The sequence below is a fragment of the Numidum massiliense genome, assembly GCF_001375555.1.
Lineage (GTDB): Bacteria > Bacillota > Bacilli > Thermoactinomycetales > Novibacillaceae > Numidum > Numidum massiliense.
The window spans coordinates 2,500,383-2,521,183 of the sequence record NZ_CTDZ01000009.1 but is presented as its reverse complement, the minus strand read 5'-3'; the positions used below and the strand labels follow the sequence as shown (position 1 = coordinate 2,521,183).

General features: G+C 51.7%; 17 protein-coding genes and 1 riboswitch. Of the genes, 11 read left to right on the top strand and 6 right to left on the bottom strand.

All coding sequences use genetic code 11. From position 1 onward, the window contains the following. The first annotated feature begins 84 nt into the window (after window positions 1-84). Both BN1247_RS11890 and BN1247_RS11885 read left to right on the top strand, forming a co-directional pair. On the top strand, window positions 85-783 hold the full coding sequence (locus tag BN1247_RS11890) for a response regulator transcription factor (protein ID WP_054950583.1): 699 nt from the start codon (window positions 85-87) through the stop codon (window positions 781-783). Continuing rightward, window positions 773-1,939 carry a sensor histidine kinase gene (locus BN1247_RS11885; RefSeq protein WP_054950582.1) on the top strand — a complete coding sequence of 389 codons (1,167 nt, stop codon included), beginning with the start codon at window positions 773-775 and terminating at the stop codon, window positions 1,937-1,939. Before BN1247_RS11890 ends, BN1247_RS11885 begins: the two co-directional genes overlap by 11 nt. A gap of 244 nt (window positions 1,940-2,183) precedes the next feature. On the opposite strand, the gene hemG is transcribed toward BN1247_RS11885, so the two are convergent. From hemG to BN1247_RS11865, 4 genes are all read right to left on the bottom strand, one after another. Next, window positions 2,184-3,857: a protoporphyrinogen oxidase gene (hemG, locus tag BN1247_RS11880; RefSeq protein WP_231633453.1), complete on the bottom strand. Its 1,674-nt coding sequence runs from the start codon at window positions 3,855-3,857 to the stop codon at window positions 2,184-2,186. After that, window positions 3,812-4,750 (bottom strand): ferrochelatase, encoded by a 939-nt coding sequence (gene hemH / locus BN1247_RS11875; RefSeq protein ID WP_054950580.1) that lies wholly within the window; start codon window positions 4,748-4,750, stop codon window positions 3,812-3,814. The genes hemG and hemH overlap by 46 nt, the downstream gene beginning before the upstream one ends. Window positions 4,751-4,770: 20 nt before the next feature. Continuing rightward, a complete protein-coding gene (gene hemE, locus BN1247_RS11870; protein WP_054950579.1) occupies window positions 4,771-5,808 on the bottom strand; it encodes a uroporphyrinogen decarboxylase in 1,038 nt (345 codons plus the stop codon). Between the two features lie 173 nt (window positions 5,809-5,981). Beyond that, a complete protein-coding gene (locus BN1247_RS11865) occupies window positions 5,982-6,203 on the bottom strand; it encodes a hypothetical protein (protein ID WP_054950578.1) in 222 nt (73 codons plus the stop codon). Between the two features lie 366 nt (window positions 6,204-6,569). Here BN1247_RS11865 and BN1247_RS17785 point away from each other — a divergent pair, with 366 nt between their 5' ends. Then, window positions 6,570-6,713, top strand: coding sequence for a hypothetical protein (locus tag BN1247_RS17785; RefSeq protein WP_157360865.1), 144 nt, complete (start codon window positions 6,570-6,572; stop codon window positions 6,711-6,713). Between the two features lie 213 nt (window positions 6,714-6,926). Here the strand turns inward: BN1247_RS17785 and BN1247_RS11860 are convergent, their stop codons facing one another. Beyond that, window positions 6,927-7,835: a mechanosensitive ion channel family protein gene (locus BN1247_RS11860; RefSeq protein WP_054950577.1), complete on the bottom strand. Its 909-nt coding sequence runs from the start codon at window positions 7,833-7,835 to the stop codon at window positions 6,927-6,929. 174 nt (window positions 7,836-8,009) lie between these two features. Between BN1247_RS11860 and BN1247_RS11855 the strand changes: the two genes are divergently transcribed. The 7 genes from BN1247_RS11855 (at window position 8,010) to BN1247_RS11825 (ending at window position 18,439) form a co-directional block, all read left to right on the top strand. Then, window positions 8,010-9,371 (top strand): WD40 repeat domain-containing protein, encoded by a 1,362-nt coding sequence (locus BN1247_RS11855; protein ID WP_054950576.1) that lies wholly within the window; start codon window positions 8,010-8,012, stop codon window positions 9,369-9,371. Between the two features lie 59 nt (window positions 9,372-9,430). Then, window positions 9,431-10,699, top strand: coding sequence for an A/G-specific adenine glycosylase (gene mutY, locus BN1247_RS11850; RefSeq protein WP_054950575.1), 1,269 nt, complete (start codon window positions 9,431-9,433; stop codon window positions 10,697-10,699). 116 nt (window positions 10,700-10,815) lie between these two features. Next, a riboswitch (purine riboswitch) is annotated at window positions 10,816-10,917 on the top strand. Between the two features lie 110 nt (window positions 10,918-11,027). After that, entirely contained in the window at window positions 11,028-12,083 is a 1,056-nt protein-coding gene (locus BN1247_RS11845; protein ID WP_054950574.1) for a hypothetical protein, read from the top strand. A 95-nt stretch (window positions 12,084-12,178) separates the two neighbouring features. Then, on the top strand, window positions 12,179-12,724 hold the full coding sequence (locus BN1247_RS11840; protein WP_054950573.1) for a phosphoribosyltransferase family protein: 546 nt from the start codon (window positions 12,179-12,181) through the stop codon (window positions 12,722-12,724). Window positions 12,725-13,113: 389 nt separating this feature from the next. After that, entirely contained in the window at window positions 13,114-15,492 is a 2,379-nt protein-coding gene (locus BN1247_RS11835) for an immune inhibitor A domain-containing protein (RefSeq protein WP_054950572.1), read from the top strand. Window positions 15,493-15,644: 152 nt separating this feature from the next. Next, window positions 15,645-16,751, top strand: a complete 1,107-nt coding sequence (locus tag BN1247_RS11830; protein ID WP_054950571.1) for a M24 family metallopeptidase — start codon at window positions 15,645-15,647, stop codon at window positions 16,749-16,751. A 242-nt stretch (window positions 16,752-16,993) separates the two neighbouring features. Next, complete coding sequence (locus BN1247_RS11825) at window positions 16,994-18,439, top strand: degradosome RNA helicase CshA (RefSeq protein WP_054950570.1); 1,446 nt, start codon at window positions 16,994-16,996, stop codon at window positions 18,437-18,439. Between the two features lie 83 nt (window positions 18,440-18,522). Here BN1247_RS11825 and BN1247_RS11820 read toward each other — a convergent pair whose 3' ends face one another. Then, window positions 18,523-19,887, bottom strand: coding sequence for an MATE family efflux transporter (locus tag BN1247_RS11820; RefSeq protein ID WP_054950569.1), 1,365 nt, complete (start codon window positions 19,885-19,887; stop codon window positions 18,523-18,525). Window positions 19,888-20,042: 155 nt separating this feature from the next. On the opposite strand from BN1247_RS11820, the gene BN1247_RS11815 reads away from it, so the two are divergent. Beyond that, complete coding sequence (locus BN1247_RS11815; protein ID WP_054950568.1) at window positions 20,043-20,492, top strand: GNAT family N-acetyltransferase; 450 nt, start codon at window positions 20,043-20,045, stop codon at window positions 20,490-20,492. The last annotated feature ends 309 nt before the right edge of the window (window positions 20,493-20,801 follow it).

Genomic DNA, 20,801 nt, shown 5'->3' with positions numbered 1-20,801 from the left:
AATGGTTCCAAAGTGCTTCCCCATTTTGGTAGAATGTAAGCAAAGGAACAAGCAAGGTAAAGTAGAGAAGGAAGAGGACAGCGGATGAGTAAGCACATTTTAGTCGTCGACGACGATCGTAAAATTGCCGAGTTGCTTGAAGTATATTTGCGAAACGAAGGGTACAACGTTCACAAAAGCTTCGATGGCGCAGACGCGTTAGCGACACTCGAGGCCGAGCGCATCGACTTGATGATTCTCGATGTGATGATGCCTAAAGTCGATGGGTTGGAAGTTTGCAGGCAGGTGCGCAAGGAGAGAAACTTGCCCATTCTCATGCTGAGTGCAAAAGTGGAAGATATGGACAAAATCCTCGGCCTCATGACGGGCGCCGACGACTATATGGTCAAACCGTTTAACCCGCTAGAGTTAGTGGCGCGGGTGAAAGCGTTGCTGCGACGCGCCGCGATGCCGTATGCGTCAGGTGCCAGTGGCGAGGCGTCAGGCGACATACGCTTACATTCGCTCGTCATTAATCATAGCAAACATACGGTAGAAGTGGACGGTCAACCTGTGAATTTGACGGCGCGCGAATTTGCGATTTTGTATTTGCTCGCCAGCCATCCCGGCCGCGTGTTTAGCTCGGAAGAAATTTATGAGCGCGTATGGAATGAGAGTAGCTACGGATCGAGTAAAACAGTGATGGTACACATTAGCAATTTGCGCGACAAACTGGAACGAGCGACGCGCGGCGAAAAGATCATTCATACGGTATGGGGTGTCGGTTATAAAGTTGAAAAGTAATGTTTATAGCGTGATTAAGGGTGCACCTAAAGGGAGAGTCGTGTTTGCGTTAGCTGCGTCAGCTTGCTTGACCTTTGTAACGGTGTATGTGATCCAGCGCTTTGTCCCATTAGTTATTGAAAACTCGGTGACGTTGGAAGCCGTTTACTATTCGTTCATCGAGAGCGTCGGTTACGGGAATATCCAGCGTTTGACGGATTCAGGAGTCGCTTCAGTATTGTATTTTGGATTCGTTGTTAGCATTTTCGGGAGCTATAGTTACGTTTTTTATCGTCGGGAAAAGCAACGACAATACAAAAAAATGGCTGCAGACATCGCCGAGGAAGTGGGTTACATCGCCGAAGGAAACTTCGACCACCAGATTGCGGTACGGAAAAACGATGAGTTCGGACGCTTGGCCAAAAATGTGAACGACATCGTGGCGAAGTTAAAAATGGCTATGGCGGAAGAGCGGCGTACCGAGCAGGCGAAAAACGATTTGATCACGAACGTATCCCACGACTTGCGCACGCCGCTCACTTCCATCGTCGGCTATTTGACACTCATAGAACAGGACAATTACCGCGATGAGATCGAGTTGCGCTACTACACGCAAGTCGCTTATGAAAAAGCGCTGCGCTTAAACGATTTAGTCGACGATCTGTTTGAGTATACGCGATATCAAAACAAAGGTGTCAAACTGCAGAAAGTGCCGCTGAACATGGCGGAAATGTTAGGGCAGTTGACCGTACAGTACCGATTGCAACTGGCCGAAGTGGGCATGGTGTGTCGCGAAAAAATAGCGGACGAGCTGTTGACAGTACTTGGTGACGGTGAAAAATTAGCAAGGGTGTTTGAAAATTTAATCTCAAATGCGATTAAGTACGGTAGGGAAGGGAAATATGTTGATATTCATGCGTTTGCGGAAAACGGGATGGTTGTGGTAGACGTGGTCAGTTACGGCGAAGCGATTTCTAGCATAGACTTGCCGTATATTTTTGAGCGATTTTACCGTGTGGAAAAATCGCGGGCGGAAGAGAGAGGAGGTTCCGGTTTAGGGTTAGCGATTGCGAAAAGTATCGTCGAACTGCACAGCGGAACAATCGACGCGTACAGTGATGAGGAGAAGACGATTTTTACCGTTAAGCTGCCCAAGGCAGAGGGATCAGTAGGTTGAAAGGTGAGGAAATGACCCTCTTAGCGAAGGTGAGGAAATGGTCCTCTTAGCAATTTAAAAGACTGAGCAATGGAGAGGGGCAGCATTAGCATGAATGTTTAATGCCCAGATCCGCTGCCCCTAGCTTTTTCCAGTCTCACATAGCGCTTAAAGCCCACAAAGTGTCTGCTTATGAACGACCCATACCCCTATGTTCGTCCGCTCTGTGTCTTACAGTGAACGCAATGTCGACATTATCGACATACTACCGACTTCCCACAAACTGTAGTGCTGTCTCCGCCGCCCGCTTTCCTTGGGCGATACAGTCGGGCAGGCCACTGCCGTCGTACGAGGCACCGGCTAGCTCCACACCCGGAAAGTGTTGCCGCATGTCGCTTTTGAGGCGTGCCAGCCATGCCGGATGGCCGACGGCGTACTGCGGCCGCGCGTTTTTCCAGCGGGTGACGACAGAAAACTCTGGCTCGCCGTTGAGCGTTATGACGCGTCGTAAGTCGCCGAGTGCCGTTTGCACGATGTCATCGTCGGCGGCATCGACGATCGTCGCATCTTCCGCGCGGCCGAGGAAACAGCGCAGCAAGGCGTAACCCGGCGGAGCCATGTGCGGCCATTTTTTGTGTACCCACGTACTAGCCGTAATCGTGTAGGCCGTTTCGGTACGTGGCACGATAAAGCCGGTTCCTTCCTGTGCAATGCGCACGCGGTCGGCACGGTAAGCGACTACGACGTTGGCGGCACTCGCCGGATTAGTGCCAGGGAGGGGCTGTAAAAAGCTCGTGTTGCCGAGCGCTTTATATGTGACATGGTGCGGCACAGACATGACGATCGCATCGGCCGTTACTTTTTGACCGTCGCGAAAAGAGAGGAAGTACCGCTGCCCTACCTTTTCGATCCGTTCCAGTTGCCGGTTTTTTTCGACAGTCGTTGTGGGTAAAGCCTCTTCCAAGGCTGTGACGAGTGACTGCAACCCGCCTCTTAGCGTGAGGAAGGCACCTTGCGGCTTACGATGACGGTCGCGCGGTGTCGGTTGCTGCTCACTTGCCGCCTGCCCACGACCGTTTCGCGTCTGCGCCTTGTCAGGATGTACTTGGTCGCCCCGTACGTTCGACTGTACACTTCGTACACTTCCCGTTATCCCACGTTTGCGGCTGTTTTTCATCCCCACAATGAGGCTGCGATATTTTTTCTCCATCTGTTGGAACTGTGGAAACGTCGCCTGCAAGCTAAGGTGATCGATGTCCGTCGAATACACGCCGGACAACAGCGGCGCAATGATGCGGTCGACGACTTCGTTGCCGAGACGGCGCCGAAAAAACGCCCCGACCGATTGGTCGCCTTGCAGCGGTGTGCGCGGTAACAGCAAGTCCCCTGCGGCGCGCAGTTTCCCGAGCGGGGAGACGAGCGGCGTCGTGACGAACGGAGCGAGCTTTGTCGGTACTCCCATGACCGCCCCTTCCGGAATGGGCAGTAGGCGGTCACTGTGTAACAAGTATGATTGGCCAGTGGCATTACGCACTAACTCGTCTTGCAGTCCGAGTGCACGGACGAGTTCTACACCGCTTTTTTTCCGTTCCAGAAACGAATCGGGTCCGCGCTCCATGACGAAGCCGTCTCTCACTTCCGACCGGATGACTCCGCCGAGGCGGTCACTCGCTTCGACTAACGTCACTTTATGCGGCAGATCGTTTTCGCGAATCGCCTGATGTAAGTAAAAGGCGGCGGACAAGCCGCTGATCCCGCCGCCGACGACGACTATGTGTTTCCCCTGTTCGCCCATCCTAGTTACGCCATCTCTTTCGCTCATCGCTATCCCCTTACTTGTTATCACTTTACGCGAGTCCTCTGTGTATTCGGCTTTATCGGTCCAATACCTTACTACTCTAACAGCGGTAGCTTTTTCGCCACGACATCGGCGAGGCAGTCGATAAAAGCGGCGCTTGCGTTCGGCATCGCCGGCCGATAATAGGTGGCGCCTAGTTCGTCTGTCACCGCGCGACATTCGACATCGTTGTCGTACAACACTTCTAAGTGGTCGGCGACAAAACCGACGGGGCAGTACACGAACGACGTATAACCTTTTTGCACGTGTAGCTCCCGCGTTAAATCTTGCACATCTGGTCCGAGCCATTTTTCAGGTGTATTGCCTTCGCTTTGCCAGCCGATCGCATACTGTTTAATTCCGGCAGCTTCGGCGATGAGGCGCGCTGTTTCCTCAAGTTGCTCGGCGTACGGGTCGCCTACTTGCAATATTTTTTCCGGCAAGCTGTGGGCGGAGAAAATGACGACTGTTTTTTCCTGTTCAGCCTTAGGGATCACAGAAAACGTCTCTCGCAACTGGTCCGCCCAGTAAGCGATAAATTTTGGTTCGGCATACCAACTTTCCACAGAGGCGATCGTCGGTCCGCCAAGTTTTTGGGCGATATCGTGGGCGCGCCCGTTGTACGATTTGACGCTAAACGTCGAATAGTGCGGCGCGAGGACAAGGCTCACTGCTTTTTCGATGCCGTCGCGGTGCATGTCGCTCACCGCATCTTCGATAAATGGGTCGATATGCTTCAGCCCCAAGTAGCTCTTAAACGTTTTGTCCGGAAAACGATCGTTGAGCGCCTGTTCTAAAGCACTCGCTTGTTGTTCCGTAATGCGGGCGAGCGGGGAGATACCGCCGATCGCTTCGTAGCGGTTTTTTAAATCTTGCAGTTGCTCTTCCGGTGGCCGTTTGCCGCGCCGAATATGTGTATAGTACGGTTCAATATCTTCCGGACGGCGCGGGGTTCCGTAAGCCATCACGAGAAGTCCGATTGTTTCTGTTGCCATCGTTTCCTTCCACCTCGCGTTTACGCTTTCTTCGTATAATTATGTACAAAAGAGGTTAGTTTTTGGACAGTTTTCACGTCGACCTCAGGAAACAAGCCGTGTCCGAGATTGAAAATGTACCCCGGCTGCGCCATCCCTTCGTCGAGGATCGCTTTGGCCCGCGCCTCGATCATTTCCCACGGCGCAAGTAATAGGGACGGATCGAAGTTTCCTTGAATGACTTTGTCTACTTCGCGCGCCCGCGCGTCGCTAATTGTCGTGCGCCAATCGAGACCGACGACGTCGACTGGCAGTTCGTTCCACTCTTCCAACAAGTGGCCTGCAGCGACCCCGAAATATATTAACGGCACGCCCGACGGCTTAAGTGCGGTAAAAATACGCTGCATAACTGGTGCGATGTACGTGCGGTAGTCTTGCGCGTTAAGCGCCCCTACCCACGAGTCGAACACTTGGATCGCCTGTGCTCCAGCGTCAATTTGCGCGTTCAAATACGTCACCGTAAGGCGCGCCAGCTTGTCCATTAACGCTTGCCACGCTTTCGGCTCGGCGTACATGAACGCTTTCGTGCGATGATAGTTTTTCGACGGCCCGCCTTCGATTAAGTAACTCGCTAACGTAAACGGTGCGCCGGCAAAGCCGATGAGCGGTACACTCAGTTGTTCGCGTAATATTTTTATCGATTCCATAATGTACGGGACGTGCGTTTCTGGGTCGAGTTCACCGAGGCGTTCGACATCGCCGATGCTGCGCACCGGGTTGGCGATGACGGGGCCGATGCCGGATTCGATGTCGACGTCAACGCCGATCGGTTGAAGCGGTGTCATAATGTCTGCGAACAAAATGGCCGCATCGACACCTAATTGTTCGACGGGCAACCGCGTCACTTCCGCGCACACTTCCGGATTGGCGTTAAGTTCAAAAAAAGAGTATTGCTCGCGAATCTTGCGGTACTCTGGCTGGTAGCGGCCAGCTTGCCGCATGTACCACACCGGTACGTAGTCTGTCGGTTCTTTGCGGCACGCCCGCAAAAATGTATCGTTAAACGATTGCCTACTCATGTAGCTGACACACCTTTCTCAACAACTTATCATACGAAAATATATACTTGTAAAAAGGCCGTTGGTAAACGTTATATGACATACTTTATACCATATCCTTATTGAAGTGAAATATATAGTGGGAATGAACAAGTGTCATAAAATCGACGCTATTGGCGTGCGTCTCACACGTCCTACACACCTTTTTCGAGGCGGACTTTAAAGTTCTGCAGGACGTGTCGCGCTTTGGCAGCGTGATGGCGGTGAACGCGCAGTTCGTAATACGTCATTTTCTTCTGCTTCGTTAGCTTCACTGACGAGCGAATATTATGGTACTCTAGCTCTTTTTGCAACCGATAGACGACGCGCGGCGTACCGTAAGACCGATGAAGTAAGACCGTCCGCTTAAACAACACGCGATGATTCCACCCTTCGTGAGAGTGCTTTAACGATTGCTGGCGTACCGATATGAACGTCGCTTCTTTTTTGCGATGGATAGGTTTGCAATGGATAGGTTTGCAATGGAGAGGATGAGTGGAGAGCAGCGTTTCCACGTGTAAATCACAAAGAGTATCATAACGGGTACACTAACAGTGTACGAAAAAGGCAGCTGTTCGTGTGAAGTTGCCGGTACCCTTTTTTAATAATGTATTTACGCCGAGCTCGGCAATTGTTAGGCTTTAGCGGACATTTTTTTTGGGATATGCTGCAATTTCCGCTATAATGGGTGTAGGTGCAATATGCAATAGCTGGCTGTTGAGCGGTAAAGCGGGGTGAATGCGGTGGCTAAACAAAAACGGAGAGAAAAATATCAACCGGATGAGAACAAGACGCTTATGACCGATATGAAGAGGATCGGCCTGTGGAGCGTCCTCTCGACCGGCATCGTCGTCGTTGTGGCAGTCGTGATCGAAGCAGTCGTGTGACGACCGGTGTGTTGTGTCGCGCTGTCTCAACATAATAAGTATGTGTCGTGAAGTCATTTCGCGATGAGAACAATACTCTCGGCGAGAGGCCAAAAAGCCCCCGGTGCGAGGTCCTTTTGGCCGTGGAACGTATTGGGGCGTTGTCGTGCGACTTGACGGCGCAGGCAACGGGTCTTGCAATTGACGACGGGCGTTCGCGCATTGCGCATGCGCCTACTGCCGTTCTGTGAACGCTGAATAATGCGCGTCCTCGTCCGTCGTGCCGTTTTCCGTCCGCGGTGTATAAACGACTCGGCGTGGATACGAAATTTCTATACCTGCTGTTTGAAATTTATCGATGATCGTCTTACGCAATTCGCGCTCGATAAACCAAAATTGTTCCGGCACCGTTAAGGCGATAATCGTGTAATGCACACCGTCCGTCGCGAGCTCGGTCACACCGTAAATCGATGGCTCTTCGAGGAAGAACGGCGTGTGTGCATCGTAGACACTGCGGCAAGTTTGCTCTAAGACGCGTTCGACTTTTTCTTGGTCGGCTTCGAACGGGACGGCGACAGTGACGATTGGACGCATTTGCTCGCGGTTATAGTTCGTGATGCGCGAGATTTCTCCGTTGGAAATATAGTGTAACCGTTGGTTCCATTCGCGTATTTTCGTAATGCGCAAGCCGATCTCCTCGACGGTGCCGCTAATTGTCCCATTCACTTCGACGAAGTCTCCGACGTGTAGTTGCCCTTCAAAGATGAGAAAAAAACCGGTTATGATGTCGCGTACTAAGTTTTGGGCGCCAAAGCCGACAGCGAGGCCGACGATGCCAGCGCCAGCTAACAGCGGCATGAGGTCGATTCCAAGATTGATTAAGATCGTCAAGGCAGCTACGAAGTAGACCGCGTAATAAATGACGGATCGTAGGAGTTTGGCCAACGTTTCCGACTTTTTCTCGTCAATGCTGCGCAGTTTAAATAACCGGTCGACGAATGCACCGCTGTAGCGCAAAATGAGGAACGAGCCGACGATGATAAGAGCGATTTTAACAGCGGGCGCAATCGCGGGAAGGACGTATTTGACGACGATCTCATTTTCCATGAAATATTTTTGTAACGATGTAACAAATTCTTCCATAAAACGCGTCACTCCAACTAGGTTGTCGTTTTTTTATTATAAATGAACGGCGGGCGTTAGCAACATTTTTTCTCTGTTCTCTCTGTTCATATTTTCCCTCCATCTGCTACACTAGTAGCAGGGCGTATCACCCGTTTTTGTAATTCCGTTAAGTGAGTGTAAAGGGTGTCGTAAATGAGATATAAAAGCGTTACGTTAGTTTTATTAGCGCTGTTGTTGAGCGGGTGTGCGCTCTTTGGCGGCGGAAGCGATGAACAACTGACGACGGAAGCGGACTTTTCTGAAATAAATGTGCTCAGTTTTACGGACAATCGCCTCATTTTTGAAGGGAAAAAAAGGAAAAAGGAATCCCTTTATATTTATGACATTAACAAGGAAACATTAAGGCGTTACCCTCTTTCACGCAAGTGGGAGGACGACGAGCGACGCGAATATATTGAAGGTTACGGAACGGTTGCAGTTGAGACGGACGAAACGAACGACCGCCTCGTTTTGACCGACGGCGATGGACAGACGAAGCAGCTGTTTTCCTTGCCTAGCGCCCACTCGTTGCAGTTCTCTGTCTCGCCGAATAAGCAGTGGCTCGCGTATTGGGCTGGGAATGGTGCGCACGGCGAATTGTACATTTACGACTTACAGCGGCAGGAACAGCTCGTGCTGGCGAGTTTTTCTGGGGAGATGCCGCTCGAGGATGTCGCGTGGTCGCCGAGCGGACATTATGTCATGGTGCGCGGGTCGGACGTATATCAGCTTTCGAGTAAAAAGAAAGTGTTAGATTTTAAAGGCGGGAGAGGCTATTGGTCTCCGGCGCGCGATGAACTCGTCGCCATTTTAAAAGATCAACAAGCCAAACCGCTACCTAAAAATATAAAACAGACGTACGGTCATTCACTCGTGGCGTACGATTTGACAGTTGACGAGAAAGAAAGTTTGTATCCCGAGGAAGCGGTGCAAGCGGCGGAGGATCAGAAACAGGACAAGGAGAACACTGTTATTTTTGACGACGTCGTATGGGACCAAAGTGGACGTTATTTTGCTTTCCTAACTGGCGTTGTGAACAGCGACAGTGTCTACTATGAGAAAGTGCACATTATGGACCCGGGCGGGGGATTTCACCACATCGAAAACGAACAAAATTTGCGGCCATCGAGTATCGCGGACATGGTCTTTAGCCCGGGGCGGCAGTTTTTTGCTTACACGGCTAACGGTTTGTTAAAGGTGCTCGACATTTCGACGCAGAAAACGAAAGTGTTCGATGTGTACACGTACGCGCGAACAGAGGGGAATCCTTTTATTTCCTTCAGCGGCGGCAGCACCTGGGTACTCGGTAGTCGCGACGTGCGGCGCCTAAGTGCTGGCTTAGAAGAAAAAATTGTGTATGAATCTGAGGACGAGTTGATGAGCTTTTTTGTTTCAAACAAGGCAGACAAAATGATTGTCGTCAAACGCAACGGTGACGAATACCATTTAAAACTCGTGCCGATTTCCGAGAAGGAGAAAAAAGAGGGAACCGACGAGGCGCCGAATTATCCGTAAGCGGGCGTACGCGTAGTGTTCACCTGTAGCGAGAGTGTTTAAACAGAAGGAGAAGATGTATGCAGTCTAGACAGCCTGGCGATCGGTTAGACGAGCGTCTCGTGCGCGAGATTCAGGACAACTTACTCACGTGGTTTGCCGAGAATGGCCGCGATTTACCGTGGCGCCGCGATCGCAATCCGTACAAAGTATGGGTGTCGGAAATTATGTTGCAACAGACGCAAGTGGACAGTGTCATTCCTTACTTTAACAACTTTATGGAAAAGTTCCCGACGGCGCACGCTTTAGCTGCGGCAGCGGAAGAAGAGGTGATCAAGGCGTGGGAAGGTCTCGGCTACTATTCCCGCGCCCGCAATTTACATAGTGCCGTAAAAGAAGTCGTCGCCGAATACGGGGGGAACGTTCCCGACGACGTAGAGGGCATATCGCGACTAAAGGGAGTTGGCCCGTACACGGCGGGGGCGATTTTAAGTTTTGCCTACGGGAAGGCGGAGCCCGCGGTGGACGGAAATGTGCTGCGCGTCATCGCGCGGCTGTTTTGTTTGCCGGACGACATTGCGCGCGCGGCGACGCGCACAAAATTTGCGGCACTCGTCCGCCACCTCATTCCGGTAGACGATGCCGCGAACTTCAACGAAGGGCTGATCGAGTTGGGTGCGCTCGTCTGTACACCGCGTAACCCCGCTTGTTTGCACTGTCCGCTGCGCGAGCAGTGCCGCGCGCGTCTACGCGGTGTACACGAACAGTTACCGCGAAAAAAGAAGCGGGGCAAAGTCGAGAGCATCGCCCTTTTTTGTGCAGTTTTAAGTGATGGGGAGCGCGTGCTGTTACGTAGGCGGCCTCAGAACGGGCTCCTAGCGGGGATGTGGGAATTTCCGACTTGGGACAGTACGGAACGTTCGCTGTCCGTCCCCGGATACGACATTGATTGGAATGGGCCGCGTGGACAGGTGACACACGTGTTTAGCCACGTGAAATGGGAAGTGACGGTCGTAACAGGCTCGGTGCGATCAGGCACGGCGCATAAACGCGGTGGTGAAGGCGGGGCAAGTGATGTAATTGATGCGAGTGATGCAGGTGTTGCCGATGATGTGATTGGTGCAAGTGATACTGGTGGTGCCGACTATGTTAGCTATGTTGGTGATGTTGGTGATGCTGGCACGACGGATCGGAGCAGCTGTGACGATGCGGTTCATGATGCTTCGCATAGTGACGGTACTGCTGAAAGGATCCTGCCACCAGAGTACCGCTTTGTTGCCCTCGATGCGCTAGACGATTACGCGTTTCCGAAGGTGTTTCACAAGGTGCGCGAGTTGTGCGAGATCTAACCCTACACTTCCGCACAAAGTAGATGTATAGAGCGATACGCTACTAAGGCGAATCTTCCTTTGTTTTTTAAGGAGTAATGTTCGCCTTTTGCTTGCTATGAACCGCTAAATATGTTAATCTATCATTGAATGTTCGCTGTATAATCCCGGAAATACGGTTCGGGAGTTTCTACAGGATAACCGGAAATTATCCTCCTATGGCGAGATCGCGCAGGTTTTGTATGCACAAAATCTGGTAGTCTCCCGTGGAGATTGCCGGGCTTTGTGCATTTTTTATTCTTTTTTATGCCTATAAACATAAGCTGACAGACAGCGAGGAGAGAGACAGATGGACATCAAAGACATACTTGCAGCTTTGAGCGGGGTATTAAACGGACTGCCGCAAGGCTTACTCGCTTTAGCTTTCGGCTTTGCTTCGGTACCGACGGCACTCGCCTTTTTAACGGGAGCGGTCGGCAACGCCTTCGCCGGCTCGGTCGTGCCGATTTCGTTCCAGGCGGAGACGATTACGTTAGCTGGGACGATGGGTAAAAACATTCGGGAACGGCTGTCGATGATTTTTTTCGGGGCTCTCATGATGGTCGTCATCGGGATGTTCGGGCTTTTGCAAAAAATTATCGAGGGGATTGGCTCGGTCATTACGAGTGGGATGATGGCCGGCGTTGGGATTATTTTGGCGAAAGTATCGCTCGATATGGCTAAGAACAATAAACTGGTCGGATTTAGTTCGATCGCGATCAGTTTTGTGACGTACATGGCGACGAAAGATCTCGTGTACGCTATAACTTTTTCCGTCTTTTTGTCGAGTGGGATATATCTATTGCAAAAAAAGGAGCGCGCGGCACGTCCGGTCGTTAAGGAGAAGTTTGTGTTGCATAAGCCCCTCGTCAATGCGACGGTTATACGCGGAGCGCTGGCGATGGTTACGCTCAATATTGGAGCCAACATCGCTTTCGGAGGCATCACCGGCGACCTCGCTAAGCAAGGCGTTAACGTCGATCACTTGTCGGTCATTAGCGGCCTCGCCGACATGGCGTCTTCGCTGTTCGGCGGTGGACCGGTCGAAGCGATTATTTCCGCGACCGCGAGTGCCCCGCACCCCGTTTGGTCCGGCATCCTCATGATGCTCATGTTTGTCGTTATATTGTGGGCAGGGTGGTTGCCGAAGATTGGGCGCTTTATTCCGAGTGAGTCGATTGCGGGCTTTTTGTTCGTCCTCGGGGCGATCGTCACCGTACCCGGCAACGCGGCAGAGGCACTCGGCGGTGCGGACGCGGGCGGAAGTGTCGTCGGCGCTGTGACGATGACAGTCACGGCGATTACCGATCCTTTTATCGGGATGATTACCGGGTTAGTCGTTCAGTGGGTGACGCACCTCGTATAAGTAAGGGGACATCCGTTATGGCCATTACTTTGCTATTAAATGTGAAACAGTGAGATGGCATGCAAAATTCACAGAAATGAAAGGGGCCACCGCAAGTGGGCAAGCAGTATTATACGTTACAAGTCGCTGGGGTGACGCGGGAACTGCCGATCGTGGCCATTAATGAACGCCTCGCGATCGCAAGCTTCGTTATTTTAGGTGACACAGAACTCGTTTGTGCAGCGGCAGGACAACTCGTGAAACAACTTCCTCCAGTAGACGTTTTAGTGACAGCGGAAGCGAAGGGCATCCCGCTCGCGTTTGAAATGTCGCGCCTGCTACACATGGATAAATACATTGTCGCGCGTAAAAGTATCAAACCGTACATGGAGGCGCCTTTCGTCGACGAAGTCGTCTCGATTACGACGCAGAAGAAACAGCTGTTATGTTTGGACGGCGTGGACGCTGCCGCGTTGCGCGGTAAACGCGTCGCCATCGTCGACGACGTCATTAGTACCGGTGAGTCGATTCAAGCAATCGCCGCCCTCGTCGAGCGAGCGGGTGGCCACGTCGCAGCTAAGGTGGCGATTTTGGCCGAAGGCGAGGCAGCGCAGCGCGAGGATATTTTATTTTTAGAGGAATTGCCGTTATTTCCGGCATAATACACATCGATGTTATACGTAAACTTTTATTTTGTTATAGTATAATTTTTTTATTTAAATACTTAATTTGCTGCGCAGATCCGACCGCGCAGCTTTTTTAAAGTGAAGACAGACAATTAAACGTATTTGTGTTACTGTAGAATATAGTTACCCTAGCGTTACGAGAATCGGCTCGTTAGTAGATTTATAGTGACCGACTATACTTACGCCTGCATGAGGGGTGAGGTAAAGATGGGTATCGCGGAGAGGTGAAACTATTTTTGATAGATAAGTAGCTACATAGTTTTTGTCATTTTCAATTTATGGTGAGCAATTTTGAGTTATTCGTTTTGTGAAATGCTTGTGCATGACACATAAGAAGTTAAAAAAACATCTTGGGAGGGTTCGCTTTGTTCAAACAGAAATTTCTACCTATTTTTATTGCACTCATTTTAGGAATTAGCACTTTGACGGCGGGAGCTGCTTTGCCACAGGCGATGGCGCAAGCAGAGGCGGTCGGTGCAAGTTCTGGCGGGGCACCAGTCGATCTAGCGATCGCTAACGAAGAGAAATTGATCGACATGTTAAAAAATATCGGCACGTTGGATGAAGATGCAACGCCAGAAGAAGCAGAAGAAGCGTTGCAACATTATTTGGAAAAAAAGGAAGCGAATACCCGCAGCGATGATGGGGAGCTCGCGAAAGAAGCGCGCAAAGTGCGCGAGCGCGTGGCGAAAGCGCACGACAAAATCGGTTTGCACAAACATCATAAGCACAAAGAGAAAAAGAAAAAAGGGGTCGATCCGGTCGCCCCGCAGCAGTGGAACGGCGAAGTGCGCAAAGATAAAGTGCTCGTCGTCTTAATCGATTACCCCGACTTCAAACACAATAACATCGCACCGGGCGAAACGGACATGTATTATAAGAACTTCGACCGCAAGCATTACGAAGAGATGCTGTTCGGCGAAAACGGTTACGTCGGACCAAATGGAAAGCGGTTGCAATCGGTCAAACAGTATTTGGAAGAGCAATCGGGCGGCAGCTATACGATTGAAGGTGCTGTGGCCGGTTGGTACACGGCAGATCACCAGGCCGCGTACTACGGCGGGAATGTGCCCGACGAGAATGGGAACGATGCGCGGCCGCGAGAACTCGTCGTCGAGGCTCTGTCCAAAGCCGCGGAAGATCCCGCAGTCGACTTGAGTCAGTTTGACCAAGAAGATCGTTACGACTTGAGTGGCACCGGCAATTACCGCGAACCGGACGGCATCGTCGACCACGTCATGATCGTCCACGCCGGTATCGGTGAGGAAGCAGGCGGTGGCGCGCTCGGTCCCGATGCGATTTGGTCTCACCGTTGGAACCTCGGTCAGGTTACTCCGATCCCGGGCACAGAAGCTGAAGTGGACTACTGGGATGGGCAAATGGCGGCGTACGATTACACGGTGGTCGCGGAAGACAGTGCAGCTGGAATTTTAGCTCACGAGTACTCCCACGACTTAGGACTTCCGGACGAATACGACACCCAGTATACGGGTCGCGGTGAGCCAGTGTCGTACTGGTCGATCATGGCCAGCGGTAGTTGGACGGGAAAAATCGCGGGAACGGAGCCGTCTGGCTACAGTGCGTGGGCGAAAGAGCGGCTGCAAGCGACGGTTGGCGGTAACTGGTTGAGCGGTACGACCGTGTACATTGACTCGCTCGACAAAAAAGGAACCGAGGTGTTACTCGACCAAGCGAGTACGAAAGGGCAGAACAACGACGCCGTGCGCGTTGACTTGCCGAAAAAAGAAACAGTCATCACAAAGCCGTACAGCGGGAAGTACGTCTATTTCGGTGGACGAGACCTCAGTGCGGACACGTCGATGACGACGGCACTCGATTTAACTGGAGCAAATCAGGCGTCGCTCACTTTCAAAACGTGGTACGAAATCGAGGAACATTGGGATTACGCGACCGTGCAAGTGAAAGAAGCGGGTGCGGATCAATGGGTGACTGTCTCGGGAAATATAACGACTAAGGACAATCCGAACGGGCAAAACCCCGGTGACGGCATTACCGGATTTTCCGACGGTTGGGTCGATGCCGCCTTTGATCTGTCCGCCTATGCGGGGAAAAAAATCGAGTTGCGTTTTAATTACTGGACAGACCGCTACGTGGTGGAGGCAGGTATTTACCTTGATGACATTCGCGTGACAGCAGACGGGAAAGAACTGTTGTTTGACAACGCGGAAGGCGATTCGGCCTTCGTGTTAGACGGGTTTACGCGCGACAACGGAAAGCGCTACACGGATCACTACTATTTACTTGAGTGGCGTACTCATACTGGGGCGGACGCTGGACTTTCGCGCATCGCTGTCGGCGATAACTTCATGTCGTACGATCCGGGTCTCGTCGTCTGGTACGTCGACGACAACTACGAGTACAATTGGGTCGGGATTCACCCGGGCGACGGTTTTCTCGGAGTTGTGGATGCGGATCAAAAAGTTCTAAAGTGGAGTGATAAATCAGTAGCGGGAACGAGGTACCAAATTCACGACGCCGCGTTCAACATCAACAAAGGGAAAAAAATGTATCTCGACATGCGCGAACAGCTAGGCGTCACGTTAAAAGACAATCACGTGAAGGCGTACAAAGAGTTTAGCGACCGCAAGAGCTACAGCAGCAAGTTAATTCCCGATGCAGGACGCAACATTCCGAAATACGGCCTAAACGTGCGCGTGTTAGAGACAAGTAAAGATAAAGAGCGCGGTGTCGTGAAAATTAAACTTTCCCGCGACCGCAAGTAGTGCGCGAATAAGCGAACAAGTTGCAGCGGCTCCCTCATCGTTCCACTCAAGAGAGCGAGCACACAACCCCGGTATTGTCAGTGGCCGGGGTTGCTTTATACAATGAGGATGCTGCTACATCATTTTTCAACTAGTAAAGGGGTGTGTGTTTTATGGCCCACATTTTTGAAACGCGCTTAAATCGCTTCCGCAAGTTTTTACACAACGAAGCGATTGACGTTGCGTTCGTCACCTCACCGACGAACATTTGCTATTATACTGGTTTTTATTCCGATCCACATGAACGGTTTATGGCACTCGCTGTCGACAACAAGCGTGAGCGCGTCACCCTATTCGTCCCGGCGCTCGACGTGGCCGCTGCTGAGCAAGCAGCTCGAGTAGACGGAATTATTCCCGTGGCGGATACGGACGATCCGTACGATAAACTGAGAGCCGCGGTAGCGGGTGACGTGCGACTGTACGGCGTGGAAAAAGATATCGTCAGCCTCGCACAGTACGAAGCGCTGTCTGGCGTTTTTTCCGCGGCGAGCTATGTCGATATCGCACCATTTATTGCCCAGCAGCGGTTGAAAAAAGCGCCGCAGGAGATTGCCTTCGTGCGGGAAGCCGTCGCGACGATCGAGCAAGTACTCCTGCGAGGACTAGAAAGATTCACCGTGGGGATGAGCGAGTTAGAACTGACAGCAGAGTTCGAGTACCAAATGAAGGTGCTCGGTGCCGACGGTCCAGCGTTTGCGACGACAGTGTTGTCCGGCGAAAACTCCGCTTTACCGCACGGTAGTCCCGGGCAGCGCCGCATTCAGTCCGGGGACTTCCTCTTGTTCGATATGGGCGTGTTTAAGGACGGCTACTGTTCCGATATTTCGCGTACGTTTATCGTCGGAGAAGGGACAGCTCGGCAGGAAGAAATATACGAGACGGTGCGCGCAGCGAACGAGCGGGCGATTGCCGCTGTGCAAGTCGGCCAACCGATCGGTTCGCTCGACCGTGCCGCCCGGGAATACATTGAAGAGTGTGGTTACGGCAAGTATTTTAATCACCGCGTTGGCCACGGGCTTGGACTGGAAGTACACGAAGCGCCCTCGATTCACGGCGAGAATGAATTGGCGATGATGCCGGGGCTGCTGTTCACAATCGAGCCGGGTATTTACGTACCGGGCCTCGGCGGCGTCCGCATCGAAGACGACGTGTACCTGGGCGCTGACGGAGAAGTGGAAGTGTTAACGACTTTTCCGAAAAATCTGCAACGGTTAGGGTAAACACTTTCTTTTTAAGGTAAAGCAAATAGGGGCGTAAAGGCCCCGTTTTTTTGTTGTGGGAATGTGTTAGTTACCACGTATAGTCGTGAAAGGTTTGTATGGATCCTGTTTGCCAATCGTTAAGTGGCGGGATATACTTGTACAGTTGCTCTCAGCTACTTGCGATGTTTATTGGTAAACGAAGTTGGTGAAGGTAGAGTAATAAATCGAGTACTTCGAGTACTTAAGGAGAAGAACGTTTAGTGACAACTTTTTATGAGTTAGGATTGAGTTTTCCCATAACCCGCGCCATTGGCAATATGGGCTTTGAAGAAGCGACGCCGATCCAACTGGAGACGATCCCGAAGGCGTTGCAAGGGGTGGATATTATCGGTCAGGCGCAGACGGGAACAGGGAAAACAGCCGCTTTCGGAATCCCGCTGATCGAGCTAGTAGACGCAGACGTGCACAAAATTCAGGCGGTCGTGATTACGCCGACGAGGGAATTGGCTATACAAGTTGCGGAAGAACTAAATAAGATTGGCCAGTTTAAACAGGTTCGCGCTTTGCCGATTTATGGTGGGCAACAAATTGACCGACAAATAAGAGCACTAAAGAAACGGCCGCAGGTAATCGTCGGAACGCCCGGTCGATTGATCGATCACATGCGGCGGCGCACCATTCGGTTTGACGATACGACGTGCGTCGTGTTGGACGAAGCGGATGAAATGCTTAACATGGGTTTCATTGAGGATATTGAAACAATTTTGCAGGAAATCCCGAACGAACGACAAACGTTGCTGTTTTCCGCGACGATGCCGAAAACGATTCAGCACTTAGCGGAGAAATTTATGAAAGACCCCGAACTTATAAGAATCAAAGCAAAGGAAATGACCGTCCCCAACATCGAGCAACACGTGATCGAAGTGCGCGAAAGGGAGAAATTTGATGTACTCTGTCGCTTGCTGGACATTCAATTACCCGAACTGGCGATCGTCTTTGGGCGGACCAAACGGCGGGTAGATGAGCTATATGAGTCTTTGAACAAGCGCGGTTACTCCGTTGAGGGCATTCACGGCGATTTGAGCCAGCTGAAACGGTCGAGAGTGTTGCGACAGTTTAAAACAGGTGATATCGACGTGTTAGTCGCAACGGACGTGGCCGCACGCGGCCTCGACATTAGCGGGGTCACCCATGTGTACAACTTCGATATCCCGCAAGACCCGGAGAGTTATGTCCACCGAGTCGGGCGAACGGGGCGCGCGGGCAAGGCAGGGATCGCCACGACGTTCGTCACGCCGCGCGAAGTTGGGCTGCTTAAAAAAATCGAGCAAGTGAGTAAGCGCAAAATGGTGCGCAAGCCGATTCCGACGTTAGCTGAGGCGTTCGAAGGTCAGCAGCGGGTCGCGATGGAGAAACTGCTTGCCGTTGTCGATGCAGGCGATACGGCGGCGTACAAACAGTTGGCGACCAATTTGTTAGGAGACCACGACTCGGTGACCCTCCTTTCCGCTGCTCTAAAAATGATTACGAAAGAACCGGATACGAGTCCCGTTCAGTTAACAGCCGAAAAACCGCTGTGGGAAAAGCCGTTTAAAGGAAAGGGAAAAGGAAAATGGCCGCACAGCGGCCGCCAAGACGGGCGCAATCGCAAACGGGGAGGCGGTGCGTTTGTTCCCCGCAAGGGGAAAGGGAAACGGGCCCGTTAAGTGCCGCAGAGTAGGTACGGCGGTAAAAGGAAGCAGCAACAAACATTGAACAGGCTCACCATATAGATTCCGCGCAGTGTCAGTTATACATCGATCGTTTTCCACTTACCAGAGCGGAAACGCCATACAGCGATCGACGCGCGGATGAGCCAATCGATGACGAAAACGACCCAAATCGCGTAAATGCCCCCTCCGAAGACGAATACGACCAAGAGCAAACCGGGGATGCGAATGCACCAGTTGCCGATTAGCGTAATGTACAGTGCCCAGCGCGTGTCACCTGCGCCGCGTAGCGCGCCAGCGAGTACAAATTCTAACGCCATGAGCGGCTGTTCGAGGGCAGAGATTTTGATTAATAACGCAGCGATTGGAATGACGGTGGCGTCGTTTGTAAACAGGCGGACGATCGGTTCGGATAACACTAAAAAAGTGAGTCCGAACACACTCATGACGGCGACCGTCATTTTCGTCGCTTCCCAGCCGATGCGTTCGGCTCGCTCGTGAAGTTTAGCCCCGAGCGCCTGCCCGACTAAGGCAGTCGAAGCGATGGCAAAGCCGATTCCTGGCATGAACGATAGCGATTCGACGGAAATTGCGACTGTGTGTGCCGCGTATGCGAGTGCGCCCATACTGAGGCTGATGATTAAGGTGACGAGTAAGTTCCCGCCGCCGCGCATCAGCTCTTCCAACTGGGCGGGAATACTTAAGCGCAAAATGCGCTTCATCGTCTGCCAGTGCGGGCGTATGACATCGCGAAACTGTAAGTGCACACGTATTTTGCCGCTGAACATGACCGCAATGAGAATGAGGCTGGCGACCGATAGCGAAAGTGACGTCGACCAAGCGGCACCGGCGACTCCAAGCCGTGGAAAACCCCATTTCCCGTAAATTAACACGTAGTTGCCCGTAATGTTAATGATCGAGATGAGCACGGCGAGCAACAAAGGGAGTTTCGTGTTCCCCGACCCGATGACGACCCCGCGCATGACGAAATAGACGAGCATAAAAACGGACGGAAGGGCGACCACTTCGAGGTATGCCACACCGTGTGCGATCACTTCCGGATCCCGTGAGAAAAAGCCCATCAACGACTCGGCGTAAAAAAAACCGAGTAATGAGGCGACGGCAGCGATGCCGAGCCCGAGTGTAAACGCCTGTCCGGCGACATAGTTCGCCTGTTTGGCGTCACCTGCCCCGAATGCACGCGCGATAATCGCGGTAGCGCCGACGCCGATAGCGGCAAAAATAAACAAGAGGGTAAAAAATATGTTTGTCGCGATGCCGATCGCTGCGAGCTCGTTAGCACCTAACCGACCGACGAAGGCGACGTCGGTCATACTGACGATCATTTGCAGCATCATTTCCCCGATCGCAGGAAAGGCGAGCCAGGCGATTTCGCGGCGAATATCTTTTTTTGTTTGCGGTGTTTTAGCTGATATAAGAGCCACAGAACGGTTCCTTCCAAAAAAAAGTTTCAATCGATATCGGCCTTATTATAACAAATGGATTGCGCTTTCAAGTAGGGGCGAGGATAAAAAAGAAAATTGTCATAACACCGCGCGTCCTGTAAACTAACATATACGGGAATGAGGAGGGAATCGCGATGGTAAACATTCGTTCTTTTAAACTTTCTGATTATCGGGATGTCATTGAGATTTGGTCCCAAACCGCCACAGAGGAAAGAGAGGCCCAGACATTAAATACGTTGGCCAACCAACTCGCCCACGACCGCGATTTAGTCCTCGTCGCTGAGCACAATAGCGAAGTGGTAGGAGCGATTATGGGGACGAAAGACGGCAGCCGTGGCTTTTTTTACTGTTTAGCGGTTAATCCCGCCTACCAGAACCAAGGGATCGGACGCCAGCTCGTCGCGGCACTCGAGGCACGGTTTTACCAAAAGGGTGCCAAAAAGCTACTCATCATGGTTGACGACGGTACAAAGAAGTTAATGGAATTTTACCACAATCTCGGTTTTCAATGTACCTGCTCAAGCGCCTTGGAGAAAGAAGTGTATTTTCACTATGAAGCGGACCCACCAGTATTGTCTAACTAATCGTGTGTATATCGTGTGTATTTAATCACCGAAAATGAACCACGGAAACTTTTTACACGAAAAAAACACTTGACAACGATACTTATTCAAGGCATAATGGATGGCAATCATTAAACGAACGAGAGCGATGAAGGGACTAGTAGAAAAATGACCCTGTCAGAGAGCCAACTTCGGCGGCTGAAAGAGTTGGTCAGAAGTCATTTTTCGAACCCATCCCGGATGCTGGCAAGGATTTAACTTGTCCAGGGTGCCGTCCCTGTTAGCAAGCGGACGTCGCGCGACAAGCGCTGGCGGTTAAAGTGAACAGCT

Coding starts and splice junctions, on each gene's coding strand:
- BN1247_RS11830 (WP_054950571.1), top strand. CDS start 15,645: ATGGCCCACATTTTTGAAACGCGCTTAAATCGCTTCCGCAAGTTTTTA.
- BN1247_RS11860 (WP_054950577.1), bottom strand. CDS start 7,835: ATGGAAGAATTTGTTACATCGTTACAAAAATATTTCATGGAAAATGAG.
- BN1247_RS11845 (WP_054950574.1), top strand. CDS start 11,028: ATGGACATCAAAGACATACTTGCAGCTTTGAGCGGGGTATTAAACGGA.
- hemE (WP_054950579.1), bottom strand. CDS start 5,808: ATGAGTAGGCAATCGTTTAACGATACATTTTTGCGGGCGTGCCGCAAA.
- hemH (WP_054950580.1), bottom strand. CDS start 4,750: ATGGCAACAGAAACAATCGGACTTCTCGTGATGGCTTACGGAACCCCG.
- BN1247_RS11815 (WP_054950568.1), top strand. CDS start 20,043: ATGGTAAACATTCGTTCTTTTAAACTTTCTGATTATCGGGATGTCATT.
- BN1247_RS11855 (WP_054950576.1), top strand. CDS start 8,010: ATGAGATATAAAAGCGTTACGTTAGTTTTATTAGCGCTGTTGTTGAGC.
- BN1247_RS11890 (WP_054950583.1), top strand. CDS start 85: ATGAGTAAGCACATTTTAGTCGTCGACGACGATCGTAAAATTGCCGAG.
- mutY (WP_054950575.1), top strand. CDS start 9,431: ATGCAGTCTAGACAGCCTGGCGATCGGTTAGACGAGCGTCTCGTGCGC.